This is a genomic window from Actinomadura sp. K4S16, assembly GCF_008327685.1.
Classification (GTDB): domain Bacteria; phylum Actinomycetota; class Actinomycetes; order Streptosporangiales; family Streptosporangiaceae; genus Spirillospora.
Map to the genome: position 1 here is coordinate 341,495 of NZ_BDDE01000012.1, position 21,585 is coordinate 363,079.

The window sequence follows — 21,585 nt, forward strand, 5'->3', positions numbered from 1 at the left end:
GCCGTCCGGCGGCGCAGCCAGAAGTTGTTGGGGGCCCAGTCGAGGCCGTCCCTGCTGTCGGCGCCGAAGAGGGGGCCGAGGACGGCGAGGGCGATGATCAGGCCGAGTACGTACAGCATCTCTTCTTCCTTGGGATCGCAGTGGCAGCGTTCCCGCGCGGGACGAGCGGAGGAGCCGGGGTCACCGCCTCTTCTTCCGTCGCACCTACAGTTTGACTCCGTCCAACATTGAGGTCCAGCGACGGTTTCTGGAGGGATTGTGTAAGAATCGCTTCACTATGCTGGATCTCGGGCGATTGCGGGTGCTGCGCGAGCTCAAGCTGCGCGGAACGCTCGCGGCGGTCGCCGACTCCCTGGGCTACACGCCGTCCGCGGTGTCGCAGCAGCTCGCGCAGTTGCAGCGGGACGTCGGCGTGCCGGTGGTCGAGCGCGCCGGGCGGCGGCTGCGGCTGACCGAGGCGGGCGAGGTGCTCGTCGTGCACGCCGAGGCGCTGCTGGCGCGGGCGAAGCGGGCCGAGGAGGAGGCGCTCGCGGCGAGCGGGCGCGTCGCGGGGGTGGTGCGGCTCGTCGGCTTCCAGACGGCGCTGCTGCACGTCCTCGCCCCGGCCCTGCCGCGGCTGGCGGAGGCGTATCCCGATCTCGTGGTGGACGTGCTGGACGAGGAGTTCCACCGGGTGCTCCAGGCGCTGGTGCTCCAGGAGATCGACGTGGTGCTGACCGACGAGTACTCGCACCTGCCGCGCCCGCGCAGGCCCGAGCTGACCTCCGAGGTCCTCGTCACCGAGACCATGCGGGTCGGGATGCCCGAGGGCCACCCGCTCGCCCGCGCGGACGGCCCGGTGCGGATGGCCGACCTGGCCGGGTGCCGGTGGGCGACCGGGCACGTCGGCACCAACCACGGCGAACTGCTCGAGCGGACGTGCGTGGAGCTGGGCGGCTTCCGGCCCGACGTCCGCTACCGGTCCAACGACCTGATGGTCATCTTCGCGATGGTCGCCCAGGGCGGCGCCGTCTGCCTGGTGCCCGATCTCGCGCTCGCCGAGCGGGAGGAGGGCATCCTCGTGCGGGACGTCGCGGACGCCCCCGTGGAGCGCCGCATGGTCCTGTGGACGCGCGTCGGCGCGGAGGTGCGGCCCTCGGTCGAGGCCGTCCTGCGCGAGCTGCGCCGCTCGGCGGACCAGCTGGTCGAGCGCCGCCCCAGCGTCCGCCGCGGCGCGCCCTGATCAGCCCTTCACGACGAGCCGGCCGCGCCGGTGGTGGAGCGCCCGCCGGGCGGCTCCACCACCGGCGCCGCTCACCGGTCATACAGGACGGGACACCGGGGTCAGGGTGAGCGACTGCCGCCCGAAGTGCCCGATGCCGTCCGTGCGGCGGGACGCCTCCAGGCGCTCGGCGGGGACCTCGCCGTAGAGGGTGGTGCGCTGCCTGGCGGGCCGGCCCGCGCGCGCCGCTATCGCCTCCAACTCGCTGATGGGCTTGAACGAGCCGTTCTCCGAGCCGGCCATGCGGCTGATCGTCTCCTCCATGAGCGTGCCGCCGAGGTCGTTCACCCCGCCCTGCAGGACGCGCGTGCACAGTTCGTCCCCGAGCTTCACCCAGGACGTCTGGATGTTGGGGATCGCGCCGTGCAGCAGGATGCGCGCCAGGGCGTGGACGGCGACGTTCTCCCGCGCGGTCGGCCCCGGTCGCGCGAGCCCGGCGAGGTAGATGGGCGAGTTGTGGTGGACGAAGGGCAGCAGCACGAACTCGCTGAACCCGCCCGTCCGCTCCTGGATCGACCGCAGCAGCCTGATGTGCGCCACCCAGTGCGCGGGCGTGTCCACATGCCCGTACATCATCGTGGACGTCGTCGGGATCCCGATCTCGTGCGCGGTGGTGACGACCTCGACCCACTGGTCGGTGGGCAGCTTCCCCTTGGTCAGCACCCACCGCACGTCGTCGTCCAGGATCTCGGCGGCCGTCCCCGGCAGCGAGTCGACGCCCGCCTCCTTCGCCGCCTCCAGCCACTCCCGGATCGACAGGTCCGTCCGGGACGCGCCGTTCACGACCTCCATCGGGCTGTAGGAGTGCAGGTGGATGCCGGGCGCGCGGCGCTTCACCTCGCGGGCGAGGTCGAAGTAGGCGGTGCCGGGCAGGTCCGGGTGGATGCCGCCCTGCATGCAGACCTCGGTGGCGCCCGCCTCCCACGCCTCGTCCACGCGGTCGCCGACCTGCTCCAGGGACAGCGTGTACGCGTCGGCGTCCGTGCGGCGCTGCGCGAACGCGCAGAACCGGCAGCCGGTGTAGCAGACGTTGGTGAAGTTGATGTTGCGGGTGACGACGTAGGTGACCTCGTCGCCGACGGCGTCGCGCCGCAGGCCGTCGGCAAGCGCGGCGAGCGCGTCCAGCTCCGGGCCGTCGGCGTGCAGGAGGGCCAGCGCCTCGTCGTCGGACAGCCCCGCGGGGTCGCGCTCCGCGCGCGCCAGGGCGGCCTTGACGTCGGCGTCGAACCGCTGGGGCGCGGCCATGCGGTCGCGCAGCGCGTCCCAGTCGCCGTAGACCTCGTCGAAGTCGTCGCGCCGGTCCGCGGTGCGGCCGGTCGTGTCGATCTCGGTGTGCAGGTCGGTCCGGCCGGACGCCGTGAAGCCGCCGTCGGGCTCCTGCCAGGGGCGCCCCTCAAGGACGGCGTCCTCGCGGGCCAGCCCGGTCGCGGGGTCGGCAAGGGCGGCGACGTGGCCCGCGAGCCGCGGGTCCAGCCACGGCTCACCGCGGCGCACGTACTCGGGGTAGATCGTGAGGCGCTCGCGCAGCTCGAACCCGGCCCCGGCGGTCCGGGCGGCCAGCTCGTCGATCTGCGGCCACGGCCGCTCCGGGTTCACGTGGTCGGGCGTCAGCGGCGACACCCCGCCCCAGTCGTCGATCCCGGCGCGCAGCATCAGCGCGTACTGGTCGGCGACGAGGTTCGGGGGCGCCTGGACGCGCGCCTTCGGCCCGAGGACGAGCCGCGTCACCGCGATCGTCGCGGCCAGCTCCTCCAGCTCGGCGTCCGGGGTGTCGCGCATCTTCGTGTCGGGCTTCGCGCGGAAGTTCTGGACGATCACCTCCTGGATCGCCCCGTACTCGCGCATCGTCCGCCGGATCTCGAAGATCGCGTCCGCGCGCTCCTCGACCGTCTCACCGATCCCGATGAGGATGCCGGTCGTGAACGGCACGTTCGTGCGGCCCGCGTCCTCCAGCACCCGCAGCCGGACCGCCGGGTCCTTGTCCGGCGACCCGAAGTGGGGGCCGCCGCGCTCGCTGAACAGCCGCGTCGCGGTCGTCTCCAGCATCATCCCCATGGACGGCGCGACCGGCTTGAGCCGCTGGAAGTCGCGCCAGGTCAGCACCCCGGGGTTGAGGTGCGGCAGCAGCCCGGTCTCCTCCAGCACCCGGATCGCCATCGCGCGCACGTACGAGAGCGTGTCGTCGTAGCCGTGCGCGTCCAGCCACTCGCGGGCCGGGCGCCACCGGTCCTCGGGACGGTCCCCGAGCGTGAACAGCGCCTCCTTGCAGCCCATCTCCGCGCCGCGGCGCGCGATCTCCAGCACCTCGTCGGGGCTGAGGTAGGGGGAGTCCAGCCGATGCGGGACGGTCGCGAACGTGCAGTACCCGCAGCGGTCCCGGCACAGCCGGGTCAGCGGGATGAAGACCTTGCGGCTGTAGGTGATGACGCCGGGGCGGCCCGCGGCCTCCAGTCCGGCGTCGCGGACGCGGGCCGCGTGGGCGAGCAGGTCGTCGAGCTGCGCCCCGCGGGCCCGCAGCAGTGTGGTGGCCTCGGATCGGTCCAGTGTCTTGCCGTCGCGCGCGCGGGCCAGGGCCCGGCGAAGAGCGGAGCTCGTGCCGTCCATGCGGGCACTCTATGCCAATCGTCATATTCTGCGCCGCGTCGGGGGTCCGAGAAACCGGACAAAAAGATCGGCCCCGGCTGTTCAAGCCGAGGCCGCTCCGCATCTATTCCCGAGCCGTCACCGGACCGGGTTCACCGGACCGGGTTCACCGCGTCTCGATGAAGGCGTCCGGGCTGCGCGGCGGCCGCTCGCGCGGGGGCGCGGCGGCGTGGCCCACCCCGACGGCGCCCATCGGGTCCCAGTCGTCCGGCAGGTCGAGGACGTCGCGCACCACGTCGCGGCAGAACATCGTGCTCGACACCCAGCACGAGCCGAGCCCCTCCACGGCCAGCGCGACCAGCAGGTTCTCCACGCCGGCCCCGGCCGCCACCACGAACATCTCGCGCTCGGCGCGCGAGCGCCGCTCGTCCGGATAGTCGTGCGAGCCGTCCATGACCAGGCACGGGACGACGAGGTAGGGCGCCCGGCGCAGCACCTCGCCGCGCCGCAGCCGCTTGGTGACCGACTCCTCGGAGAAGCCGTCGCGGCGCAGGTCGGCCTCCCAGGCGTCGCGCATCGCGTCCAGCAGCCGCGTCCGGGACCCGGCCGACTCCAGCAGGACGAACCGCCACGGAGTGGTGTGGTGCGGCGCCGGCGCGGTGATCGCGGCGCCGACCGCGCGCCGCACCGCCGCCGGGTCCACCGGCTCGGCGGTGAACTCGCGGATCGTGCGCCGCGCGCGCAGCACGTCCGCCGACCCGAAGCGGAACATGTCCTCCTCGGGGGGACGCACCAGCGCCCGCGCGCCGGGCCCGTCCTCGCGCGTGACCAGGCCGGGCAGCCCGCGCACGACCGCGATCGGCACGCCCTCCAGCTTGCCCTTGACCAGGTCGCCGGCCGCCGCGATCTCGTCGGCGACGGCCGTGATCGTGGCGTCCAGCCGGTTGCCGTAGGCGTCGTCGCGCCCGCGCAGGTCGCTGAGCGGGGCCAGCCCGGCCGCGCCGATCGCCGCGTCCGTCAGCCCGTTGCGCCAGGGTCGGCCGAGCGTGTCCGACACGATCACGGCCACTTCGGCGCCGGTCCGCTCCCGCACCCCGGCGCGGATGCGCCGGGCCGAGGCGTCCGGGTCCTCCGGCAGCAGCAGCACCGTGCCGGGCCGGGTGTTGGACGCGTCCACGCCGGCGGCGGCCAGCACCAGCCCCTGCCGCGTCTCCACGATCCGGGTCTCGCCGCGCGCGTGCGCCCGCCGCGCCACCACCCGCACGGTCTCGGCGTCGATGGCCTTCTCCCGGTCGCCCGCGACCAGGACCCGCCCCTCCGCCTTGCTGACGATCTTGGAGGTGACCACGAGCACGTCGCCGTCCTCGACGGTCCCGTCCGGGATCAGCGCCGCGATGTCGGCGCCCTCGGCGACCTCGGGCAGCCCCGGCACGCCGAAGACCTCGATCCGCTGCGGGGGGACGGCCCCGCGGTCCGCTCCGCCCGGTCCCGCGCTCACTCGGCGACCCCCGCCCGCTTCAGCTCCACCGCGAGGTCGAGGGCCGCGCGCGCGATCGCGGTGGTCGCCTCGGCGTCGCGCATCAGCAGCGGGCGCGAGCGCACCTCGATGCCCTCGACCCGCACGTCGGCGTCGGCCTCGTCGACGAGCCAGCCGTCCAGCAGTCCGAGGCCGTAGTGCTCGGCGACCGCGCGCGCCGACGTCTCCACCCCGATCGCGGTCAGGCACGCGTCGGCCATCCCCCGCACGGGCGCACCGCCGACGATGGGCGACACGCCCACCACGGTCTTCGCCGCGACCGCGTCCCGGATGCCGGGCACCGCCAGGATCGTCCCGATGCTCACCACCGGGTTGGACGGCGGGAACAGCACCACGTCGGCGGCCTCGACCGCCGCCAGGACCCCCGGCGCCGGCTTGGACTCCGCTGCGCCGACCGCCGCGATCGACAGCGCCGGGACCGAGGCGCGCATCCGCACCCACCACTCCTGGAAGTGGATCGCGCGCCGCCCCTGCTCGTCCTCGACCACCACGTGCGTCTCGACCTGGTCGTCGGTCATCGGCAGCAGCCGGACCCCGGGCCGCCACCGGTCGCACAGCGCCTCGGTGACCGCCGACAGCGGGTAGCCGGCCGCCAGCATCTGGGTCCGGACGATGTGCGTGGCGAAGTCGCGGTCGCCGAGCCCGAACCATCCCGGCCCCACCCCGTAGGCGGCCAGTTCCTCCTTGACGGTGAACGTCTCCTCCGCCCGGCCCCAGCCCTGCTCCTCGTTGATGCCGCCGCCGAGGGTGTACATCACGGTGTCCAGGTCGGGGCACACCCGCAGGCCGAACAGGGAGATGTCGTCCCCGGTGTTCCCGATGACGGTGATCTCCGCCTCCGGGGCGGCCGCCAGGAGCCCGCGCAGGAAACGGGCGCCGCCGATCCCGCCCGCCAACGCCACGATCTTCATGGCCTCAACCCTACGGTGATCCCCGGGGCGACCGGAGGGGTCGCCGCTCCGGGCGACACTATGCAAAGCTTTGCCTGCAATGGGGAACGGCCCGTCCTGAGCCTTGGAGATGTCACCGTGAACAAGGAAGCCGTCCAGCGCCTGCGCGAACCGGCCGCCTGGGTTTTGCTCGCCGCGGCGGGCGTGCACCTTCTCGCGGGCATCATCTCGCTTCTCGGCGGCGGGGGCAGCTTCACGCTGCGCGCCCTCGCCCAGACCAACGACGGGACGTTCCTGCAGGTCGCGATGGTCGGCCTCGTCGTCCTGGCGGTGGCGCTGACGACCTCGGGCGCCACCCCGACCCCGCAGGCGCGGACGATCGCGATGGGGGCGCTCGGCATCCTCGGCGGCATCGCGCTGTTCGGCGTGATCTCGTGGCTGAGCGGGATGCTCGCGAACTCCGACTACGCCGGCGCGGTGAGCAAGCTCACGACCTTCCTGGTCGGCGCCGGCGACCTGGCCGTGGTCGGCGTGGGCGGCTGGTACGCCTTCACGGTCTTCCAGGGGATGCAGCCCCCGCGCCCGCAGCCGCAGATGCAGCAGGGGGCCTACCCCGACTTCGGCTACCAGCAGGGCCAGCAGGGTCAGCAGCAGTACGGGCAGCAGCAGTACGGCCAGCAGCAGTACCAGCAGTACCAGCAGTACGGGCAGCAGCAGGCCGCGGAGGGCCAGCAGGCTCCTCAGCAGGGGTACGAGCAGCAGCAGTACGGCCAGCAGTACGGCCAGCCCGCCCAGCAGGGCTACGAGCAGCAGCAGTACGGCCAGCAGGAGTACCAGCAGTACGGCGGCCAGGGCGGCTACCAGGCCGGGCAGCAGGGGCAGCAGGGCCAGCCGTCCGCAGACCAGGAGGAGATGGGCGAGTGGACCCGCGCCTACGGCGGTGGCGGCGGCTCCGGACAGGACCAGGGCCCGCAGGGCACCCAGCCCGCCCCGCCGCAGGCCGGCGACCAGGAGGGCGGCGACTGGTACCGGGACAACCGCCCCCCGCCCCCGCAGTAGGACCCGCGGCCGGACCCGCCGTGAAGCCTCCCGCGAACCCCCTCGGTGAGGCCTCGCCTTCGCGGTGACCGCCCGATTAACTGATCTTCATCTGAAGGTCAGCATGCCCATCCCGGCAAAACCCGCTATGTCGCCCGGGAATGCCTTCCGGCTTGACGGGGCGGCTGATACACGCGTGTAATTTCGTCCGTGTAGTTTCAATGCCGTCCCGGGGGAAGGAAGCTCTGGAGGGCATTGACCAGGGGGTTCCACGGGCAGGGAGGTGCGCTGTGAGCGAGGTGGTCATCCCGCTGGCGCACGGCACAGAGGACGAAGAGTTGGGCTGGCAGGAGCGCGCCCTGTGCGCGCAGACGGATCCGGAGGCGTTTTTTCCGGAGAAGGGCGGCTCCACTCGCGAGGCCAAGAAGGTGTGCCGGGCATGCGAGGTGCGTACGGAGTGCCTTGAGTACGCGCTGCAGCACGACGAACGGTTCGGCATCTGGGGAGGGCTTTCCGAGCGCGAGCGCCGGAAGTTGAAGCGCCAGGCCGTCTGACCCGGCGGGCCGCGACCCCGGATCTCGGGGGATCCGGAGCGTGCCCGGCGCGGCCACGCGTACAGTTATCAGCCGTGCCGGCCCCAGGGCCGGCACGGCTGACGCTCGTTCAGCGCCGGATGCCCGTTCGGCACCGGCCGTTCGGCCAGCACTGCCATCGTCCGTCCCACAGATCGAGCGACCCTTGGCCCCCACACTCGATCGCCATGTCGTCACCGCCGTCCTCGTCGCGCACGACGGCGCGCGGTGGCTTCCGGAGGCGCTGAAGGCGCTGCTCACCCAGTCGCGCCCCGTGCAGCGCCTCGTGACCGTCGACACCGGCAGCCGCGACCGCGGCCCCGCCGTCCTCGCGGAGGTCGTCGGCGAGGGCGAGGTCCTCACGCTGCCCCGCACCACCGGCTACGGCGAGGCCATCGCCGAGGCGCTGCGGCAGGACGCCGCGTCCGCCCCCGTGACCGGCGACGACCCCGTCCCCGCCGACCAGTCCCAGGGGTCGTCCCGGCCCCGCACGGAGTGGATCTGGCTGCTGCACGACGACTGCGCGCCCGACCGCGACGCGCTCGACCGGCTGCTGCGCACGGCCGACGCCGACCCCAACATGGCGGTGCTCGGCCCCAAGGTCCGCGACTGGGACGACCGCCGCGTCCTGCGCGAGCTCGGCGTCACCGTCGACGCCGCCGGGCGCCGCCACACCGGCCTGGACCGGCGCGAGTTCGACCAGGGCCAGCACGACGGCGTCCGGGACGTGCTGTCGGTCGGCAGCGCGGGGATGCTCGTCCGCCGCGACGTCTGGGAGAAGCTCGGCGGCTTCGACGTCGAGTACGGCATCTTCCGCGACGACCTCGACTTCTGCTGGCGGGTGCACGCCGCCGGGTACCGGGTCGTCACCGCGAGCGACGCCGTCGTCTACCACGCGGAGGCGTCCCGGCGCGGGCTCCGCGAGATCGGCATGACCACCGAGCACCCGGCCCGCCGCGACCGCCGCAACGCGCTGCTCACCCTGCTCGCCAACCAGCCGCTCGGCGCGATGCTGCGGGCCCTCGTCCGCAACGTGTGGGCGTCGCTCGCCCACGCCCTCGTCCTGGTGGCGACCAAGCGGCCGGGCATGGCCCGCGAGGAGCTGCGCGCGCTCGGCGACGTCCTGCGCTCGCCCGGCGGGCTCCGGCGGGCGCGGGCCGTCCGCGCCGAGGGCCGCACGCGCGTGCGGCGCAGCGTCCGGCGGTTCCAGACGCGCTGGGTCGTGCTGCGCCGGGCCGGCGAGGCCGTCTCGGAGTACTTCGCCGCCCACGAGCGCGACCGCGAGGACGTCGCCGACGACATCACGGCCGACGAGCCCGGCCCGATCCGCCGGTTCCTCGCGCGGCCCGGCGTCATGGTCGTGCTCGGCCTCGCCGCCGTCGCGGTCGCGGCCGAACGCTCCCTGGTGACTGCCGCCGGGCGGCTCGGCGGCGGCGCGCTCGTCCCCGCGTGGGGCGGCGCGAGCGACCTGTGGGCGCAGTACCTGTCCGGCTGGCATCCGGTGGGGCTCGGCACCGACGCCGGCAGCCCCCCGTACGTCGGGATCCTGGCCGTCCTGTCCACCGCCGCGTTCGGAAAGCCGTGGCTGGCGGTGTCGGTCCTGCTGCTCGGCAGCGTCCCGCTGGCGGGGCTCACCGCCTACCGCGCGTCGCGCCTGCTGGTGGTGGAGGCGCCGCGGACGGGACGGCGCGCCCGCGCGACCGGCCGCCGCGTCCCGGTGCCGGCCGTCCGCGCCTGGTTCGCCGCCGTGTACGCGCTGCTGCCCGCCGCGACCGGCGCCGTCGCGGGCGGGCGCCTCGGGACCGCCGTCGTCCTCGTCCTGCTCCCGCTGATCGCCGTGCACGCCGCCCGCGTCTACGGCTACCCCCGGTCGGAGGCCGCCGCGCTGGACCCCCGCACGCGCCGCAAGCGCGCGGGACGGGCCGCCTGGACGGTCGCGCTGCTGCTCGCCGTCGCGATGTCCTTCGTCCCCCTCGTCTGGCCGATCGCCCTGCTGGCCGCGGGGACGGTGTGGGCGCTGCTCGACCGACCGGGGCGGCAGGGCCTGCGCGGCCTCGCCATCGCGCTCGGCGTCCCGCCGCTGCTGACGCTCCCGTTGACCGCCGGCCTGCTGCTCCACCCGTCGGGGTTCCTGACGGAGGCGGGCCTGCACCGGCGGTTCGACCCCGCCGCCCCGGCCGACCTGCTGGCGCTCGACCCGGGAGGGCCGGGCACGCCCGCGCGGTGGGCGCTCGCCGGGCTGCTGGCGGTCGCCGTCTGCGCGCTGCCGCTGCGCAGCCGCCGGGGCCAGGTGCTGGCCGGCTGGCTGCTGGCGGTCTTCGGACTGCTCGTCGCGGTGCTGGCCAGCGCCGCCACCGTCACCAAGGGCGCGGACGCGGCGCCGGTGTGGCCCGGCGCGGCGCTGCTGTTCGCCGGAGCCGGAGTCCTGCTCGCCGCCACCGCCGCCGTCCAGCGCGCCACCGAGGCCCTGGCGGGCCAGCACCTGATCTACAAGGCGGGCGGCGCGGTCGTGGTGGCCGCCGCGCTCACCGCACCCGTCCTGGCGGCGGGGTTCTGGGTGGTCGGCGGCGCGGGCGGCCCCCTCGGCAGGCTCGACCCCGACACGGTCCCCCAGTTCGTCCAGGGCTCCGGTGGGGTCAGGACGCTCGTCCTGCACCGGGAGCCGACCGGACGGGTCTCCTACACGGTCCTGAGAGGCGCGCGGCCCCATCTGGGCGAGTCGGAGGTCACCGTCAAGGGGCCGGCCCGCGACCGCATGGACGACCTCGTCGCGGGCATGGCCGCCGGCCGGGAGGGCGACGACGGGCCGGCCCTGACGCGGATGGGCGTCCAGTACCTCCTGGTGCCGCATCCCGCGAGCGACCCGCTCACGAAGGTCCTCGACGCGTCGCCCGAACTCATCCGCCTCAGCCGGACGGGCACGTTCGCCGTGTGGCGGCTCCAGGCGGCGTCCGGCCGGATGATGCTCCTGCAGGGCTCGACGGTCACGCCGCTGCCCGCCGGGCGCGTCGACGCCCGTGTGCGGATCCCACCGGGGACGGGCACGCGCACGCTCCTCCTGGCCGAACCGGCCGACGGCGGCTGGCGGGCCGCCCTGAACGGCCGCGACGTCAAGGCCCGGACGGTGGACGGCTGGGCGCAGGGTTACGACATCCCCGCCACCGGGGGAGAGTTCGAGCTGACCCGGTCGATGGCCACCCGGCACGCCTGGGTCGTCGTCCAGGGGATCGCCGTCCTGCTGGTGGCCGTCCTGGCGCTGCCGGGTGCGCAGGCGGACTTCATGCCCACCGGCGAACGGGAGCGCCGCCGCCGCGGCCGGCGCGGCCGGCGCCGCGCCCCCCGCGCCCGCCCCCAGCCGGCGCTGCCGCCCGCCAAGCCCCTGGAGCTCGCCGCGCCTGCGGAGCCCGCAGAGCCCGCGGAGCCCGCGGAGGAGACGAGCCCCGAGGAGGTGTCCTGATGCACAAGGTCCTGCGCCTCCTCGGCATGCGGTACGCCACGGCCGCCCTCATGCTCGTCGCCGTCGCCGCCCTCTACGGCGCCGCGACGTTTTCCCGTCCGGGCGAGGCGTCCGAGAAGGGCCGCGAGGCGCCGGTCACGCACGCCGTGATGGTCTGCCCGGGGCACGAGGGCGGCCGCCTCGCCGTCCAGTCCCTTCCCCGTAAGACGGGCGGCGGACGCGTGGACGTGGCGCCGACCAAAGGCGGCTCGCCGCTGGGATCCATGACGTCGCCCGGCCAGGCCTGGGGCGAGGACACCAAGTCCGGCCAGAACTCCTACACCCTCAGGGCCACCGGCCCCATCGCCGGCGGGCTGGAGGCGGAGCAGACCGCGTACCGGGACGGCGGCGACGACCGCGGCCTCGCCGGCGCCCGCTGCGCCGTCCCCGGCACCGACCTGTGGTTCACGGGCCCCGGGCCGGTCGCCGCCGACGAACTCGACCTCTACCTGACCAACGTCGACGCGCAGCCCGCGTCCGTCGACGTCTCCGCCCTCTCCGGCGAGGGACCGCTCGACACCACCGAGGGGCGCGGCACGCCCGTCGAGCCCTACACCACCCGGATCGTGCGGATCGGCGGATCGCCCGAGGGGCTCGGCGACATCGTGAAGACCGCCGCCGACCTGGCGCTGCGCGTCCGCACCACCAGCGGCCGCGTCGCCGCGTCCCTGCGCGTGCGGATCGGGAAGAAGAAGGGCACCGAGTGGCTGCCGCAGTCGCCCGCGCCCGCGGCCTCAGTCCTCGTCCCCGGGGTGCCGGGGGGCTCTGGCAAGCGCCGCCTGCTGGTCGCGGTCCCCGGCGAGGCCGATGCCCGCATCAGGGTCCAGGTGATCACCGCGGAGGGCGCGTTCGCGCCGCAGGGCCAGGACGTCCTGGATGCCCCCGGCATGACCGTGACCTCCGTCCCCCTCGACGGCGCCCTGTCCGGCCGGGCCGCCGCCGTCCGGCTCACCGCCGACCGTCCGATCCTCGCGGGCTTCGCCGCCGAGCGGGGCGCCGACGTCGCCTACGGCGCCGCCACGCCCCCGCTGAGCGCGGCCGGCCCCGGCGTCGTGGCCGACAACCGGTTCGACTCGTCCCTCGCCCTGACCGCCCCGTACGGCGCGGCGACCGTCCAGGTCACGACCGTGAACGCGCAGGGCGCGGGCACTCCCCAGGAGGTCACGATCGGAGCGGGACGCACGGTCGAGACCAAGCTCGCCGCCCCCGGTACCGGCGCGGACGCCGCCTTCGGCGCGGTGATCATGCCGAAGCCCGGCTCCGCTCCCGTCTACGCGTCCCGCATCCTCGCCACCGGCAAGGGCGGCGACTACCTGTTCACCGTGCTGCCGATCGTCCCGGCCCCGACGCTCCTGCGCCTGCCGGCGACCGCCGACTCCCAGACCGCCCTGACCCCCAACTGAGACCCGGGAGCGCGCCCGTCCGCTCCGGGCGCCGGTCAGTCGGCAGTGTCTTTGTGGGGGGCGACCCCCCACACCCCCCGCACGACTGACTGGCTCCCTCGGCTGCGCTCCGGGCGCCGGTCAGTCGGCAGTGTCTTTTGTGGGGGGCGACCCCCCACGCCCCCCGCACGACTGACCTGCGCCCTCGGCTGCGCTCCGGGCGCCGGTCAGTCGGCAGTGTCTTTGTGGGGGGCGACCCCCCACGCCCCCCGCACGACTGACCTGCGCCCTCCGCTGCGCTCCGGGCGCCGGTCAGTCGTCGGGAGAGTCGTAGCTCGGGTCCACGGACTCGGGGGAGAGGCCGAGCAGGTCGGCGACCTCCTCGACGAGCAGGTCGCGGACCAGGTGGGCGAGTTCGGCCTCGTCGGCGGCGCGGGCCTCGACGGGGCGGCGGTAGACGGCGATGCGCACCGGCCGGTCGCCGGCGCCGGGGAGGGTCTGGCCGAGCGGGACCGGCCCGTCGAACGACGGGTCGATGGCCGGCACCTCCTCGACCGTGAACTCCACCCGGGCCAGTTCGCGGCCCCAGCGCCCGGCGAGGCGCCGCACCTCGTCGTCGACGAGGTCGGCGAACCGCTCCGCGCGGGTGCGTGAGACCGGCGCCTGCGGGGGCGTCAGAGGACCACGGAGGCCGCGACCGTGCCGATCGCGGCGCCGTACGCCTGCCACACGGGATCGCACGCCTCAAGAGTACCTCCGCTGGTGACGCGGCCCACCCGTAAGGCCCTTCCATGTGGACTTTTGTACCGCTCTGTCCGGAACGGCCCGCGCAACGGGCCGTTCGTATGGCTCTGCCGTGAAAAGAGTGGTTACAGTGGCGGAGCCATGGCTCCCGGGCCCGCGTGGCCGATGGTGCATTTCGAAGGGCCGATTTCCCGTGAATCCCCCGTCCCGGCGCGCACGCCGGAGCCGCGACCAGGTCACCGTCGCCGCCGCCATGGCCCTCGGCGTGGGGCTCGTCCTCGGAGGCGGCGGCTGGGCGCTGGCCGCGCGCGACTCCGGTTGCGACGGCGCGCGCGAGCGGCTGTCGGTCAGCGCCGATCCCGCGATCGCTCCGGCGGCGCTCGCCGCCGCCGCCCGTTTCAACGCCGCCCGGCGCGCCGCCGGGCAGTGCCCCTCGGTGCGGGTCACCGCGCGCGGCTCGGGCGAGGCCGCGGGCGTCTTCCGCGCCGCGCGCGGCGTCCCGGACGTGTGGATCCCCGACTCCTCCGCCTGGCCCGACCTCGCGGGACGGCGGCCCGCCGGGCAGGCCCCTTCGATCGCGTCCAGCCCGATCGTGTTCGGGGTGTCCGCCACCATGGCGAGCCGGTACCGGAGGGACCTGGAGCGCAGGTCATGGGGCGCCTTCCGGCCCGGACGCCGCACGCCGGAGTTCCACCTCCGGCTGCCGGACCCCGCGCGCACCGGGGCGGGCACGGTGTCGCTGCTCGCGCTCCAGGCGTCCGCCGGAAGCGGCAAGGGCGCGCTGGACAGGTTCACCGCCGTCCTGCGCACCGCCGAGACCATCCCGAACGGGAAGGGCGTCGAGACCGCCTTCGGCGGAGGCGGCGACGAGGGGTCCGCGGTCGTCGCCGCCCCGGAGCAGGCCTTCCTCAAGCACAACGAGCGTGTCAAGCAGCAGGACCGCGACGGGGAGCCGATCGCCGTCGCCTACCCGCGTCTGGGCACGCCCTACCTCGACTTCCCGTACGTCGTCGCCACGTCCGACGCAAAGCGGAGACGGGTCGCCGACGGGTTCCTGAAGGAGCTCCGGTCGCCCCGGACGGCCGGCGACCTCAAGCGGGCCGGCCTCCGCGGCCCCGGGCAGAGCGCACCGCGACCGCTCGCGGTGGTCCGTCCGGGGGCGGCGGCCGGGGTCCAGGAGACGTGGCGCAAGCTCGGTCAGGGCCTGAACGTGCTCGCGCTCATCGACCCGTCGCGGGGCGGCGCCCCGATGCCGGGCGCCACCGGGACGCGGTTCGACGCGATGGTGAAAGCGCTCTCGACGGGGTTCGCGCTCGTCCCGGACGACTCGTCCTTCGGCCTCTGGACGCTCACCGGCGCGCCGGGCCGCCGCCCCTACCGGCCCCTGACCCCGATCCGGGAGCTCGGCGCGCGCACGCAGGACGGCGGCAACCAGCGCCTCATCCTGCAGGAGCGGCTCCAGCACGTCCGGCCGATCCGCGGCGAGGCCGCCGGGCTGTACCCGGCGATCAGGGCCGCGTACCGGGAGGTCGACCGCCACTACGGCAGGGACGGGCTCAACGTGGTGCTCGTCCTCACCGCCGGTGGCCCGCGCAGCGCCCCGGGAACGGAAATCGCCCGAACGGTGAAGAATCTTGGAGGGGCCTTCAACGCGCGGCGCCCGGTGAGCGTCATCGTTCTCGGGTTCGGCGCCGAGGCGGACCCCTCCCTCCGGAAGGTCGCCGCCGTCACCGACGGCGGCGCCTACAAGATCGACAAGCCCGAGATGGTGATGCGGCTCTTCCTGCGTTCCGACCAGCTCCGCGTCTGCGACGAGCCCCGGTGTCCCGAGTGACCGAGGACGCCCGGGCCACGACGCGGGTCGCCGTGACGTTCCGGCTGCTCCTGCTGCTGCGCTGCCTCCTGCTCGCCATGGCGGTCGTCCTCCAGGACAGCTACGGGCCCGAGAGCGGCGGCGGGCTCGACCGCGGGCTCGCGGCCGCCATCGCTCTGCTGGGCGTGGAGAGCGCGCTCGCCCTGGTCGTGTGGCGGCCCGTCCTGCGGCTCGTCCGGCGCATGCCCCTGCTTTGCTGCCTGGACGCCCTGCTCGTGTTCGGCGTCCTCGTCAAGGGCGGCGTCTTCGGGCCGTTCTTCCTGTTCACGGTGATGACGGCAGCGCTCGCCGGCGTCCTGTACGCGTGGGGGCCCGTGCTGCTGGTGTGCACCGCGCAGGTGGCACTCTGCTTCGCCGCGATGGGCTCGGCGACGCCCGCCGACCGGCACGACCCCGGGCTCCTCATCGCCCTGCCCGTCTTCTATCCGCTCGCGGCCTGCGCCGGAGTCGTCCTGCGGATCCTTTTCGACCAGTACGCCGAGGCGGAGGAGGCACGCCGCCGCGCCGAGGCCGCCGTCGCCGCGGCCGACGAGCGCACCCGGCTCGCCCGCGAGATGCACGACTCGCTCGCCAAGACCCTGCAGGGCATCACGCTGTCGGCGGCGGCGCTGCCCGGCTGGATCCGCACGTCCCCCGACCGCGCGGAACGCGGCGCCCGCGACATCCTGTCCGCGCTGCGGGTCGCCGCGCACGAGGCCCGCGGACTGATCGCCGACCTGCGCGAGGAGGCGTACGGGCTGCCGCTCCCGGACGCCGTCCGGCAGGTCGCCGAGGAGTGGAGCCGGATCGCCGGGGTCCCCGTCGACGTCGTGGCCGACGGGACGCACGACGACGTCCCCGTGGCCGTCCGCTACGAGATCGTCTCGGTGCTGAAGGAGGCGCTGACCAACGTGGAGCGGCACGCGCGGGCCGGCCGGGTCGAGGTCCGGCTGGCGGGGTCCCCGGACGGGCTGGAGCTGTCGGTCCGCGACGACGGCGCCGGGTTCGTCCCGCCGCAGGGAGGGCGGTTCGACCTGCTCGCCCGCGAGGGCCACTACGGCGTCGTCGGCATGACCGAGCGCGCCCGGCGCGCGGGCGGGCGCCTCGGCGTGCGCTCGGCCCCCGGGTGCGGCACCACCGTCACCCTCACCGTCCCGCGCGCCTCGTGGCCCGCCGAGGACGCCCCCGAGTCGGCGGGGCAGCTGTCATGAGCGACCGCGTCCGCGTCCTCGTCGTGGACGACAACCCCGTCGTCCGCGCCGGCCTGTCGACCATCCTGGAGTCCGGGGGAGTGGAGGTCGTCGGCGAGGCCGTCGACGGCGCCCACGCCGTCGAGCAGGCCCGGTCGCTGCGCCCCGACCTCGTCCTGCTGGACGTCCGGATGCCCGGCGTGGACGGCGTGGTCGCCGCCGGGCCGCTCAGCGCCATCGCCAAGGTGCTCATGCTGTCCTACGACACCGACGCCGACGTGATCGGCCAGGCCATCCGCAACGGCGCGTCCGGGTACCTGGTGCACGGGGCGTTCGAAGCGGACGAGCTGCTCGCCGCCGTCCACGACACGGTCACCGGGCGGTCCAGCCCGCTGTCGCCGCCCGCGAGCCGCGCCGTCGTCGAGGCGCTGCGCGGCGGGGCCGCCCCGGCCCGGCCCCCGGCGCCCCGCGACGACCTCGGGCTGTCCCCGCGCGAGGCCGAGGTGATGGACCTGATCGCGCGAGGGTGCTCCAACGGCGAGATCGCGCGGGCCCTGGTCGTCTCGGAGTACACCGTCAAGAACCACGTCAACCGGATCTTCGCCAAGCTGCACGTCCGAACCCGGGGCGCGGCCATCGCGCGCTGGCTCGGCACCGCGCGGTGAAGGCACGGTGAATATTCGGATCGTTACGGGATGTAGTTATTACCACGGAAATCGGCCGGTAACGGCGACACGTGCGCCGGGGTGGTGGCGGAGCCGGGTGGGGGGAGGTACGGTCAGCCATCGTGAGCCCCGTCCGCACTTGCTCCCGCACCGCCTGCAAGGCGCCCGCAGTGTTCACGCTCACGTACGTCTACCGCGACTCCACCGCGGTCCTGGGGCCGCTCGCAACGTACGCCGAGCCACACTGCTACGACCTGTGCGCAGAGCATTCCGAACGGCTCACCGCCCCCATGGGGTGGGAGCTGGTGCGGCTCCCCGTCGAGGAGGAGTCCGAGCCCACCGCCGACGACCTCGAGGCCCTCGCCGACGCGGTCCGCGAGGCCGCGAGGCCCGCCCCCGGGTCCGGCCACGAGCCGGTCGGCCAGGGCACGGAGGTCGGCCGCCGCGGTCACCTGCGCGTGCTCCGCTCCGAGCCCGCCGGAACGCAGCCCGGCCAGGAGTGAGCACGGGGCCCGCCCCCGTCCCGGTCCCCGGTCCGGCGTCGCGGCGGGGCGCGTCCCGTCGTCCCGGTAGGCTCGTGAACCTGCCGTTTTCCGCGCACGGTTCTTCGGACAGGGAGCAGGAGTGGGCGACCTCGCCAAGATCTTCAAGGCGTACGACATCCGCGGCGTGGTGCCGGACGAGCTCGACCCCGCCACCGCCGAGGCGGCCGGCGCGGCGTTCGTCCGCGTCACCGGGGCGAGCGCGGTCGTCACCGCCCACGACATGCGGGAGTCGTCGGTCCCGCTGGCGGAGGCCTTCGCACGCGGCGCCACCTCCCAGGGCGCGGACGTGATCGAGGCGGGGCTCGGCTCCACCGACATGCTCTACTACGCCAGCGGCGACCTCGACCTGCCCGGCGCCATGTTCACCGCCAGCCACAACCCGGCCAAGTACAACGGGCTGAAGCTGTGCCGCGCGGGCGCCCGCCCCGTCGGCCGCGACACCGGGCTCACCGAGATCCGCGAGATGATCGAGAACGGCGTGCCCGGCTACGACGGCGAGCCGGGCACGGTGACGCGGCGCGACATCCTCAAGGGCTACGCCGACCACCTCAAGACGCTGGTCGACCTGTCGTCCATCCGCCCCCTCAAGGTCGTCGTGGACGCCGGAAACGGCATGGGCGGCCACACCGTCCCCTCGGTGTTCGAGGGCCTGCCGATCGACCTGGTCCCGCTGTACTTCGAGCTGGACGGCACCTTCCCCAACCACGAGGCCAACCCGATCGAGCCGGAGAACCTGCGCGACCTGCAGGCCGAGGTCCGCGAGACCGGCGCCGACATCGGCCTCGCCTTCGACGGCGACGCCGACCGCTGCTTCGTGGTGGACGAGCGCGGCGAGATCGTCTCCCCGTCCGCGATCACGGCGCTGGTCGCGACCCGGGAGCTGGCCAAGCACCCGGGCTCCTCGATCGTGCACAACCTGATCACCTCCAAGGCCGTCCCGGAGATCATCGCCGAGCACGGCGGGACGCCCGTGCGGACGCGGGTCGGGCACTCGTTCATCAAGCAGACGATGGCCGAGACCGGCGCGGTGTTCGGCGGCGAGCACTCGGCGCACTTCTACTTCCGCGATTTCTGGTTCGCCGACTCCGGCATGCTGGCGGCGCTGCACGTCCTGGCCGCCCTCGGGGAGCAGGACGGCCCCCTGTCGGAGCTGCTCGGCGAGTACACCCGCTACGCGGCGTCCGGCGAGATCAACAGCGAGGTCGCCGACCAGGACGCGGCCGCCGCGAAGGTCAGGGAGGCCTTCGCCGGCCGCTCCGGCGTCGAGATCGACGAGCTGGACGGGCTGACCGTCCGCGACGACGCCGCCGGATGGTGGTTCAACCTGCGTCCGTCCAACACCGAGCCGCTGCTGCGCCTGAACGCCGAGGCCGGCGACGAGGGCACCATGGCGGCGATCCGCGACGAGGTACTGGCCCTGGTCAGGGAGAAGTGACCGGGCCGGGAAAAGCGACTGCAAGGGAGATGTGACGCTGCCATGACGATGAAGCTGGACTCCTGGCTCCTGGAGATCCTCGCCTGCCCGAACTGCGGCGGCGACCTGCGCGCCGACGAGGCGGCCGACGAGCTGGTGTGCACCGGCTCGTGCGGCTACGCCTACCCCGTGCGCGACGACATCCCCGTCCTCCTCGTCGACGAGGCCAGGACCCCCGCCTCGTGAGCGCCTCCCTCGACCCCTCCCGGCTGGAGGACGCGGAGGCGGCCGAGGCGGCGGATCCCGGCGGCGTGCTGCGGCAGGTCGCCGCGTCGGCGGCGCAGGTGCGTGAGGCGCAGCGCGCCGCGGCGGAGGCCGGCGTCGCCGGGCTGGCCGAGGACGGCCGCCCCCGCGCGATCGTGGTCGCCGGCACCGGCGCGTCCGCCGTCCCGGGCGACGTGCTCGCGGCCGTGTGCGGCACGGGCTGCGCCGTCCCGATCTCCACGGTGCGCGGCTACCGGCTGCCCGGCTGGGTGGGCGCGGCCGACATGGTCGTCGCGGTCTCCCCCTCCGGAGCCGCCGAAGAGACGCTGGAGGTCGCCGCGGAGGCCGCCCGCCGCGGCTCCCGGCTCCTGGTGGTCGGCGAGGCCGACTCGCCGCTCGCGGAGCTGGCCGGAAGGAGCCGCGGCGTCGTCGTCCCCGTCCGCTCCCAGGGGCCGGCGCGCTCTGCCCTGTGGAGCATGACGGTCCCCCTGCTCCTCGCCGCCCGGGCGCTCCGGCTGGCCGACGTCCCCGACACAGTGCTGGAGTCCACGGCCGCGCTGCTGGAGGACGTCGCGCACCGGTGCCGTCCGTCCAGCGAGCCGTTCGTCAACCCGGCCAAGCGCCTCGCCCTCGACCTGGCCGGCGACGTGCCGCTGGTGTGGGGCTCGTCGGCGCTCTCCTCCGCGGCGGCGTACCGGATGTGCTGCCAGCTCAACGAGAACGCCAAGTACCCGGCGGTGTTCGGCGAGGTCCCGGAGACCGGCCGCAACCAGGTGGCGGTGTTCGACGGCTTCTTCGCCCGCGGCGGCTCCCCGGCCGACCCCGACGACTTCTTCCGCGACCGGGTCGACGAACCCGAGCACGGCCTGCACCTCGTCGTCATGCGCGACCCGGAGGAGCACCCTCGGGTGCGCGCGCGGTGCGAGGCGTCCGCCGCGCTGGCCCGCGACCGGGGCGTGGCGGTCACCGAGATCCGGGCCGAGGGCGACCATCCCCTGGAGAGGATCGCGTCGCTGATCGCGCTGGCCGACTATGTCACGGTTTACTTGGCTATCGCGCTCGGCGTGGACCCCGCGTCCGAGCCTGCCGTACAAGAGCTCAGAGCGAGGATTGCGTAGATGAGTGCTGAGGGTGGAACGAAGGCCATCGTCGCCGCGCTGGCCGCCAACCTCGGGATCGCGGCGTCGAAGGCCGTCGCGTTCGCGTTCACCGGTTCGTCGTCGATGCTGGCCGAGTCGATCCACTCGGTGGCCGACTCCGGCAACCAGGGGCTGCTGCTCCTCGGCCGCAAGCGGTCCGAACGCGACCGGACCCCCCAGCACCCCTTCGGGTACGGGCGCGAACGCTACTTCTACGCGTTCGTGGTCGCGGTCGTCCTGTTCACCGTGGGCGCGGCGTTCTCGCTCTACGAGGGCTACCACAAGATCTCCCACCCGGAGGAGGTCAAGTCCCCGGTCTGGGCGTTCGCGGTGCTGATCGTCGCGATCGGCCTGGAGACGTTCTCGTTCCGCACGGCGATCAAGGAGTCGAACCAGGTCCGCGGCGAGCAGTCCTGGTGGTCGTTCATCCGCCGCGCGAAGGCCCCCGAACTGCCGGTGGTGCTGCTGGAGGACCTCGCCGCCCTCGTCGGCCTGTTCCTCGCCCTCTTCGGCGTCTCCATGGCCGTGGCCACCGGCGACGGCGTCTGGGACGGCGTCGGCACCGTGGCGATCGGGCTGCTGCTCGGCGCGGTCGCGACGATCCTGGCGATCGAGACAAAGAGCCTCCTGATCGGCGAGGGCGTCGACCCGCAGACCGAGCGGCGGATCATCGAGGCGCTGGAGTCGGTGGACGAGGTCGACCACCTCATCCACATCAGGACCGAGTACATGGGTCCGGACGAGCTGCTCATCGCCGCGAAGATCGCCGTCAACCACGACGACACGGCCGCGGACGTGGCCCGCGGCATCGACGCGGCGGAGGCGAGGGTCCGGGCGCAGATCCCGGAGGCGAAGCTCATCTACCTGGAGCCGGCGCTGGACGAGGCGTCCCGCACGCGCGTCGAGGAGACGCGGAAGCCGGAGACGCCCGCGACGTCCTGACCCAGGACGACGCGCGAGGACGTTCCGCGCGGCCCGCTCGACGGGCCGCGCCGGGACATGGGACCCCTCAC

General features: G+C 74.5%; 17 protein-coding genes. 13 read left to right on the forward strand and 4 right to left on the reverse strand.

The annotated features are described in order from the left end of the window. The first annotated feature begins 277 nt into the window (after positions 1-277). Positions 278-1,222, forward strand: coding sequence for a LysR family transcriptional regulator (locus tag K4S16_RS12940; protein WP_149259144.1), 945 nt, complete (start codon positions 278-280; stop codon positions 1,220-1,222). 78 nt (positions 1,223-1,300) lie between these two features. On the opposite strand, the gene K4S16_RS12945 is transcribed toward K4S16_RS12940, so the two are convergent. The 3 genes from K4S16_RS12945 to cofD all read right to left on the reverse strand — a co-directional run bounded on the left by K4S16_RS12945 (position 1,301) and on the right by cofD (position 6,292). Continuing rightward, entirely contained in the window at positions 1,301-3,865 is a 2,565-nt protein-coding gene (locus K4S16_RS12945; RefSeq protein ID WP_149259145.1) for a bifunctional FO biosynthesis protein CofGH, read from the reverse strand. A 145-nt stretch (positions 3,866-4,010) separates the two neighbouring features. Then, complete coding sequence (locus K4S16_RS12950; protein WP_200841876.1) at positions 4,011-5,291, reverse strand: coenzyme F420-0:L-glutamate ligase; 1,281 nt, start codon at positions 5,289-5,291, stop codon at positions 4,011-4,013. Positions 5,292-5,338: 47 nt separating this feature from the next. Continuing rightward, positions 5,339-6,292, reverse strand: a complete 954-nt coding sequence (gene cofD / locus K4S16_RS12955) for a 2-phospho-L-lactate transferase (protein ID WP_149259147.1) — start codon at positions 6,290-6,292, stop codon at positions 5,339-5,341. 117 nt (positions 6,293-6,409) lie between these two features. Here cofD and K4S16_RS12960 point away from each other — a divergent pair, with 117 nt between their 5' ends. The 4 genes from K4S16_RS12960 to K4S16_RS12975 all read left to right on the forward strand — a co-directional run bounded on the left by K4S16_RS12960 (position 6,410) and on the right by K4S16_RS12975 (position 12,780). After that, positions 6,410-7,330 (forward strand): hypothetical protein, encoded by a 921-nt coding sequence (locus K4S16_RS12960; protein WP_149259148.1) that lies wholly within the window; start codon positions 6,410-6,412, stop codon positions 7,328-7,330. A 269-nt stretch (positions 7,331-7,599) separates the two neighbouring features. Next, positions 7,600-7,863, forward strand: coding sequence for a WhiB family transcriptional regulator (locus K4S16_RS12965; protein ID WP_141581130.1), 264 nt, complete (start codon positions 7,600-7,602; stop codon positions 7,861-7,863). Positions 7,864-8,047: 184 nt separating this feature from the next. After that, entirely contained in the window at positions 8,048-11,338 is a 3,291-nt protein-coding gene (locus K4S16_RS12970; protein ID WP_149259149.1) for a glycosyltransferase family 2 protein, read from the forward strand. Then, a complete protein-coding gene (locus tag K4S16_RS12975) occupies positions 11,338-12,780 on the forward strand; it encodes a DUF5719 family protein (RefSeq protein ID WP_149259150.1) in 1,443 nt (480 codons plus the stop codon). Before K4S16_RS12970 ends, K4S16_RS12975 begins: the two co-directional genes overlap by 1 nt. A 291-nt stretch (positions 12,781-13,071) precedes the next feature. Here the strand turns inward: K4S16_RS12975 and K4S16_RS12980 are convergent, their stop codons facing one another. After that, entirely contained in the window at positions 13,072-13,500 is a 429-nt protein-coding gene (locus tag K4S16_RS12980; protein ID WP_235036763.1) for a metallopeptidase family protein, read from the reverse strand. 196 nt (positions 13,501-13,696) lie between these two features. Here K4S16_RS12980 and K4S16_RS12985 point away from each other — a divergent pair, with 196 nt between their 5' ends. From K4S16_RS12985 to K4S16_RS13020, 8 genes are all read left to right on the forward strand, one after another. After that, the gene (locus K4S16_RS12985) at positions 13,697-15,337 is read left to right on the forward strand and encodes a substrate-binding domain-containing protein (protein ID WP_149259151.1); all 1,641 of its coding nucleotides are present in this window, start codon (positions 13,697-13,699) and stop codon (positions 15,335-15,337) included. Then, entirely contained in the window at positions 15,325-16,566 is a 1,242-nt protein-coding gene (locus tag K4S16_RS12990) for a sensor histidine kinase (RefSeq protein WP_149259152.1), read from the forward strand. Before K4S16_RS12985 ends, K4S16_RS12990 begins: the two co-directional genes overlap by 13 nt. Beyond that, entirely contained in the window at positions 16,563-17,210 is a 648-nt protein-coding gene (locus K4S16_RS12995) for a response regulator transcription factor (RefSeq protein ID WP_149259153.1), read from the forward strand. Before K4S16_RS12990 ends, K4S16_RS12995 begins: the two co-directional genes overlap by 4 nt. Before the next feature lie 122 nt (positions 17,211-17,332). Next, the gene (locus K4S16_RS13000) at positions 17,333-17,713 is read left to right on the forward strand and encodes a DUF3499 domain-containing protein (protein WP_149259154.1); all 381 of its coding nucleotides are present in this window, start codon (positions 17,333-17,335) and stop codon (positions 17,711-17,713) included. Between the two features lie 121 nt (positions 17,714-17,834). Further along, positions 17,835-19,190: a phosphomannomutase/phosphoglucomutase gene (locus tag K4S16_RS13005; protein WP_149259155.1), complete on the forward strand. Its 1,356-nt coding sequence runs from the start codon at positions 17,835-17,837 to the stop codon at positions 19,188-19,190. A gap of 42 nt (positions 19,191-19,232) precedes the next feature. Continuing rightward, entirely contained in the window at positions 19,233-19,415 is a 183-nt protein-coding gene (locus K4S16_RS13010; RefSeq protein WP_149259156.1) for a Trm112 family protein, read from the forward strand. After that, a complete protein-coding gene (locus K4S16_RS13015) occupies positions 19,412-20,551 on the forward strand; it encodes an SIS domain-containing protein (RefSeq protein WP_149259157.1) in 1,140 nt (379 codons plus the stop codon). Before K4S16_RS13010 ends, K4S16_RS13015 begins: the two co-directional genes overlap by 4 nt. Next, positions 20,552-21,514 (forward strand): cation diffusion facilitator family transporter, encoded by a 963-nt coding sequence (locus tag K4S16_RS13020; RefSeq protein WP_149259158.1) that lies wholly within the window; start codon positions 20,552-20,554, stop codon positions 21,512-21,514. Positions 21,515-21,585 lie beyond the last annotated feature (71 nt).

Bases quoted from the DNA above. Each gene is read 5' to 3' on its own strand.
- K4S16_RS12940 (WP_149259144.1), top strand. From the start codon at position 278: ATGCTGGATCTCGGGCGATTGCGGGTGCTGCGCGAGCTCAAGCTGCGC.
- K4S16_RS12945 (WP_149259145.1), bottom strand. From the start codon at position 3,865: ATGGACGGCACGAGCTCCGCTCTTCGCCGGGCCCTGGCCCGCGCGCGC.
- cofD (WP_149259147.1), bottom strand. From the start codon at position 6,292: ATGAAGATCGTGGCGTTGGCGGGCGGGATCGGCGGCGCCCGTTTCCTG.
- K4S16_RS12975 (WP_149259150.1), top strand. From the start codon at position 11,338: ATGCACAAGGTCCTGCGCCTCCTCGGCATGCGGTACGCCACGGCCGCC.
- K4S16_RS12995 (WP_149259153.1), top strand. From the start codon at position 16,563: ATGAGCGACCGCGTCCGCGTCCTCGTCGTGGACGACAACCCCGTCGTC.
- K4S16_RS13010 (WP_149259156.1), top strand. From the start codon at position 19,233: ATGACGATGAAGCTGGACTCCTGGCTCCTGGAGATCCTCGCCTGCCCG.
- K4S16_RS13020 (WP_149259158.1), top strand. From the start codon at position 20,552: ATGAGTGCTGAGGGTGGAACGAAGGCCATCGTCGCCGCGCTGGCCGCC.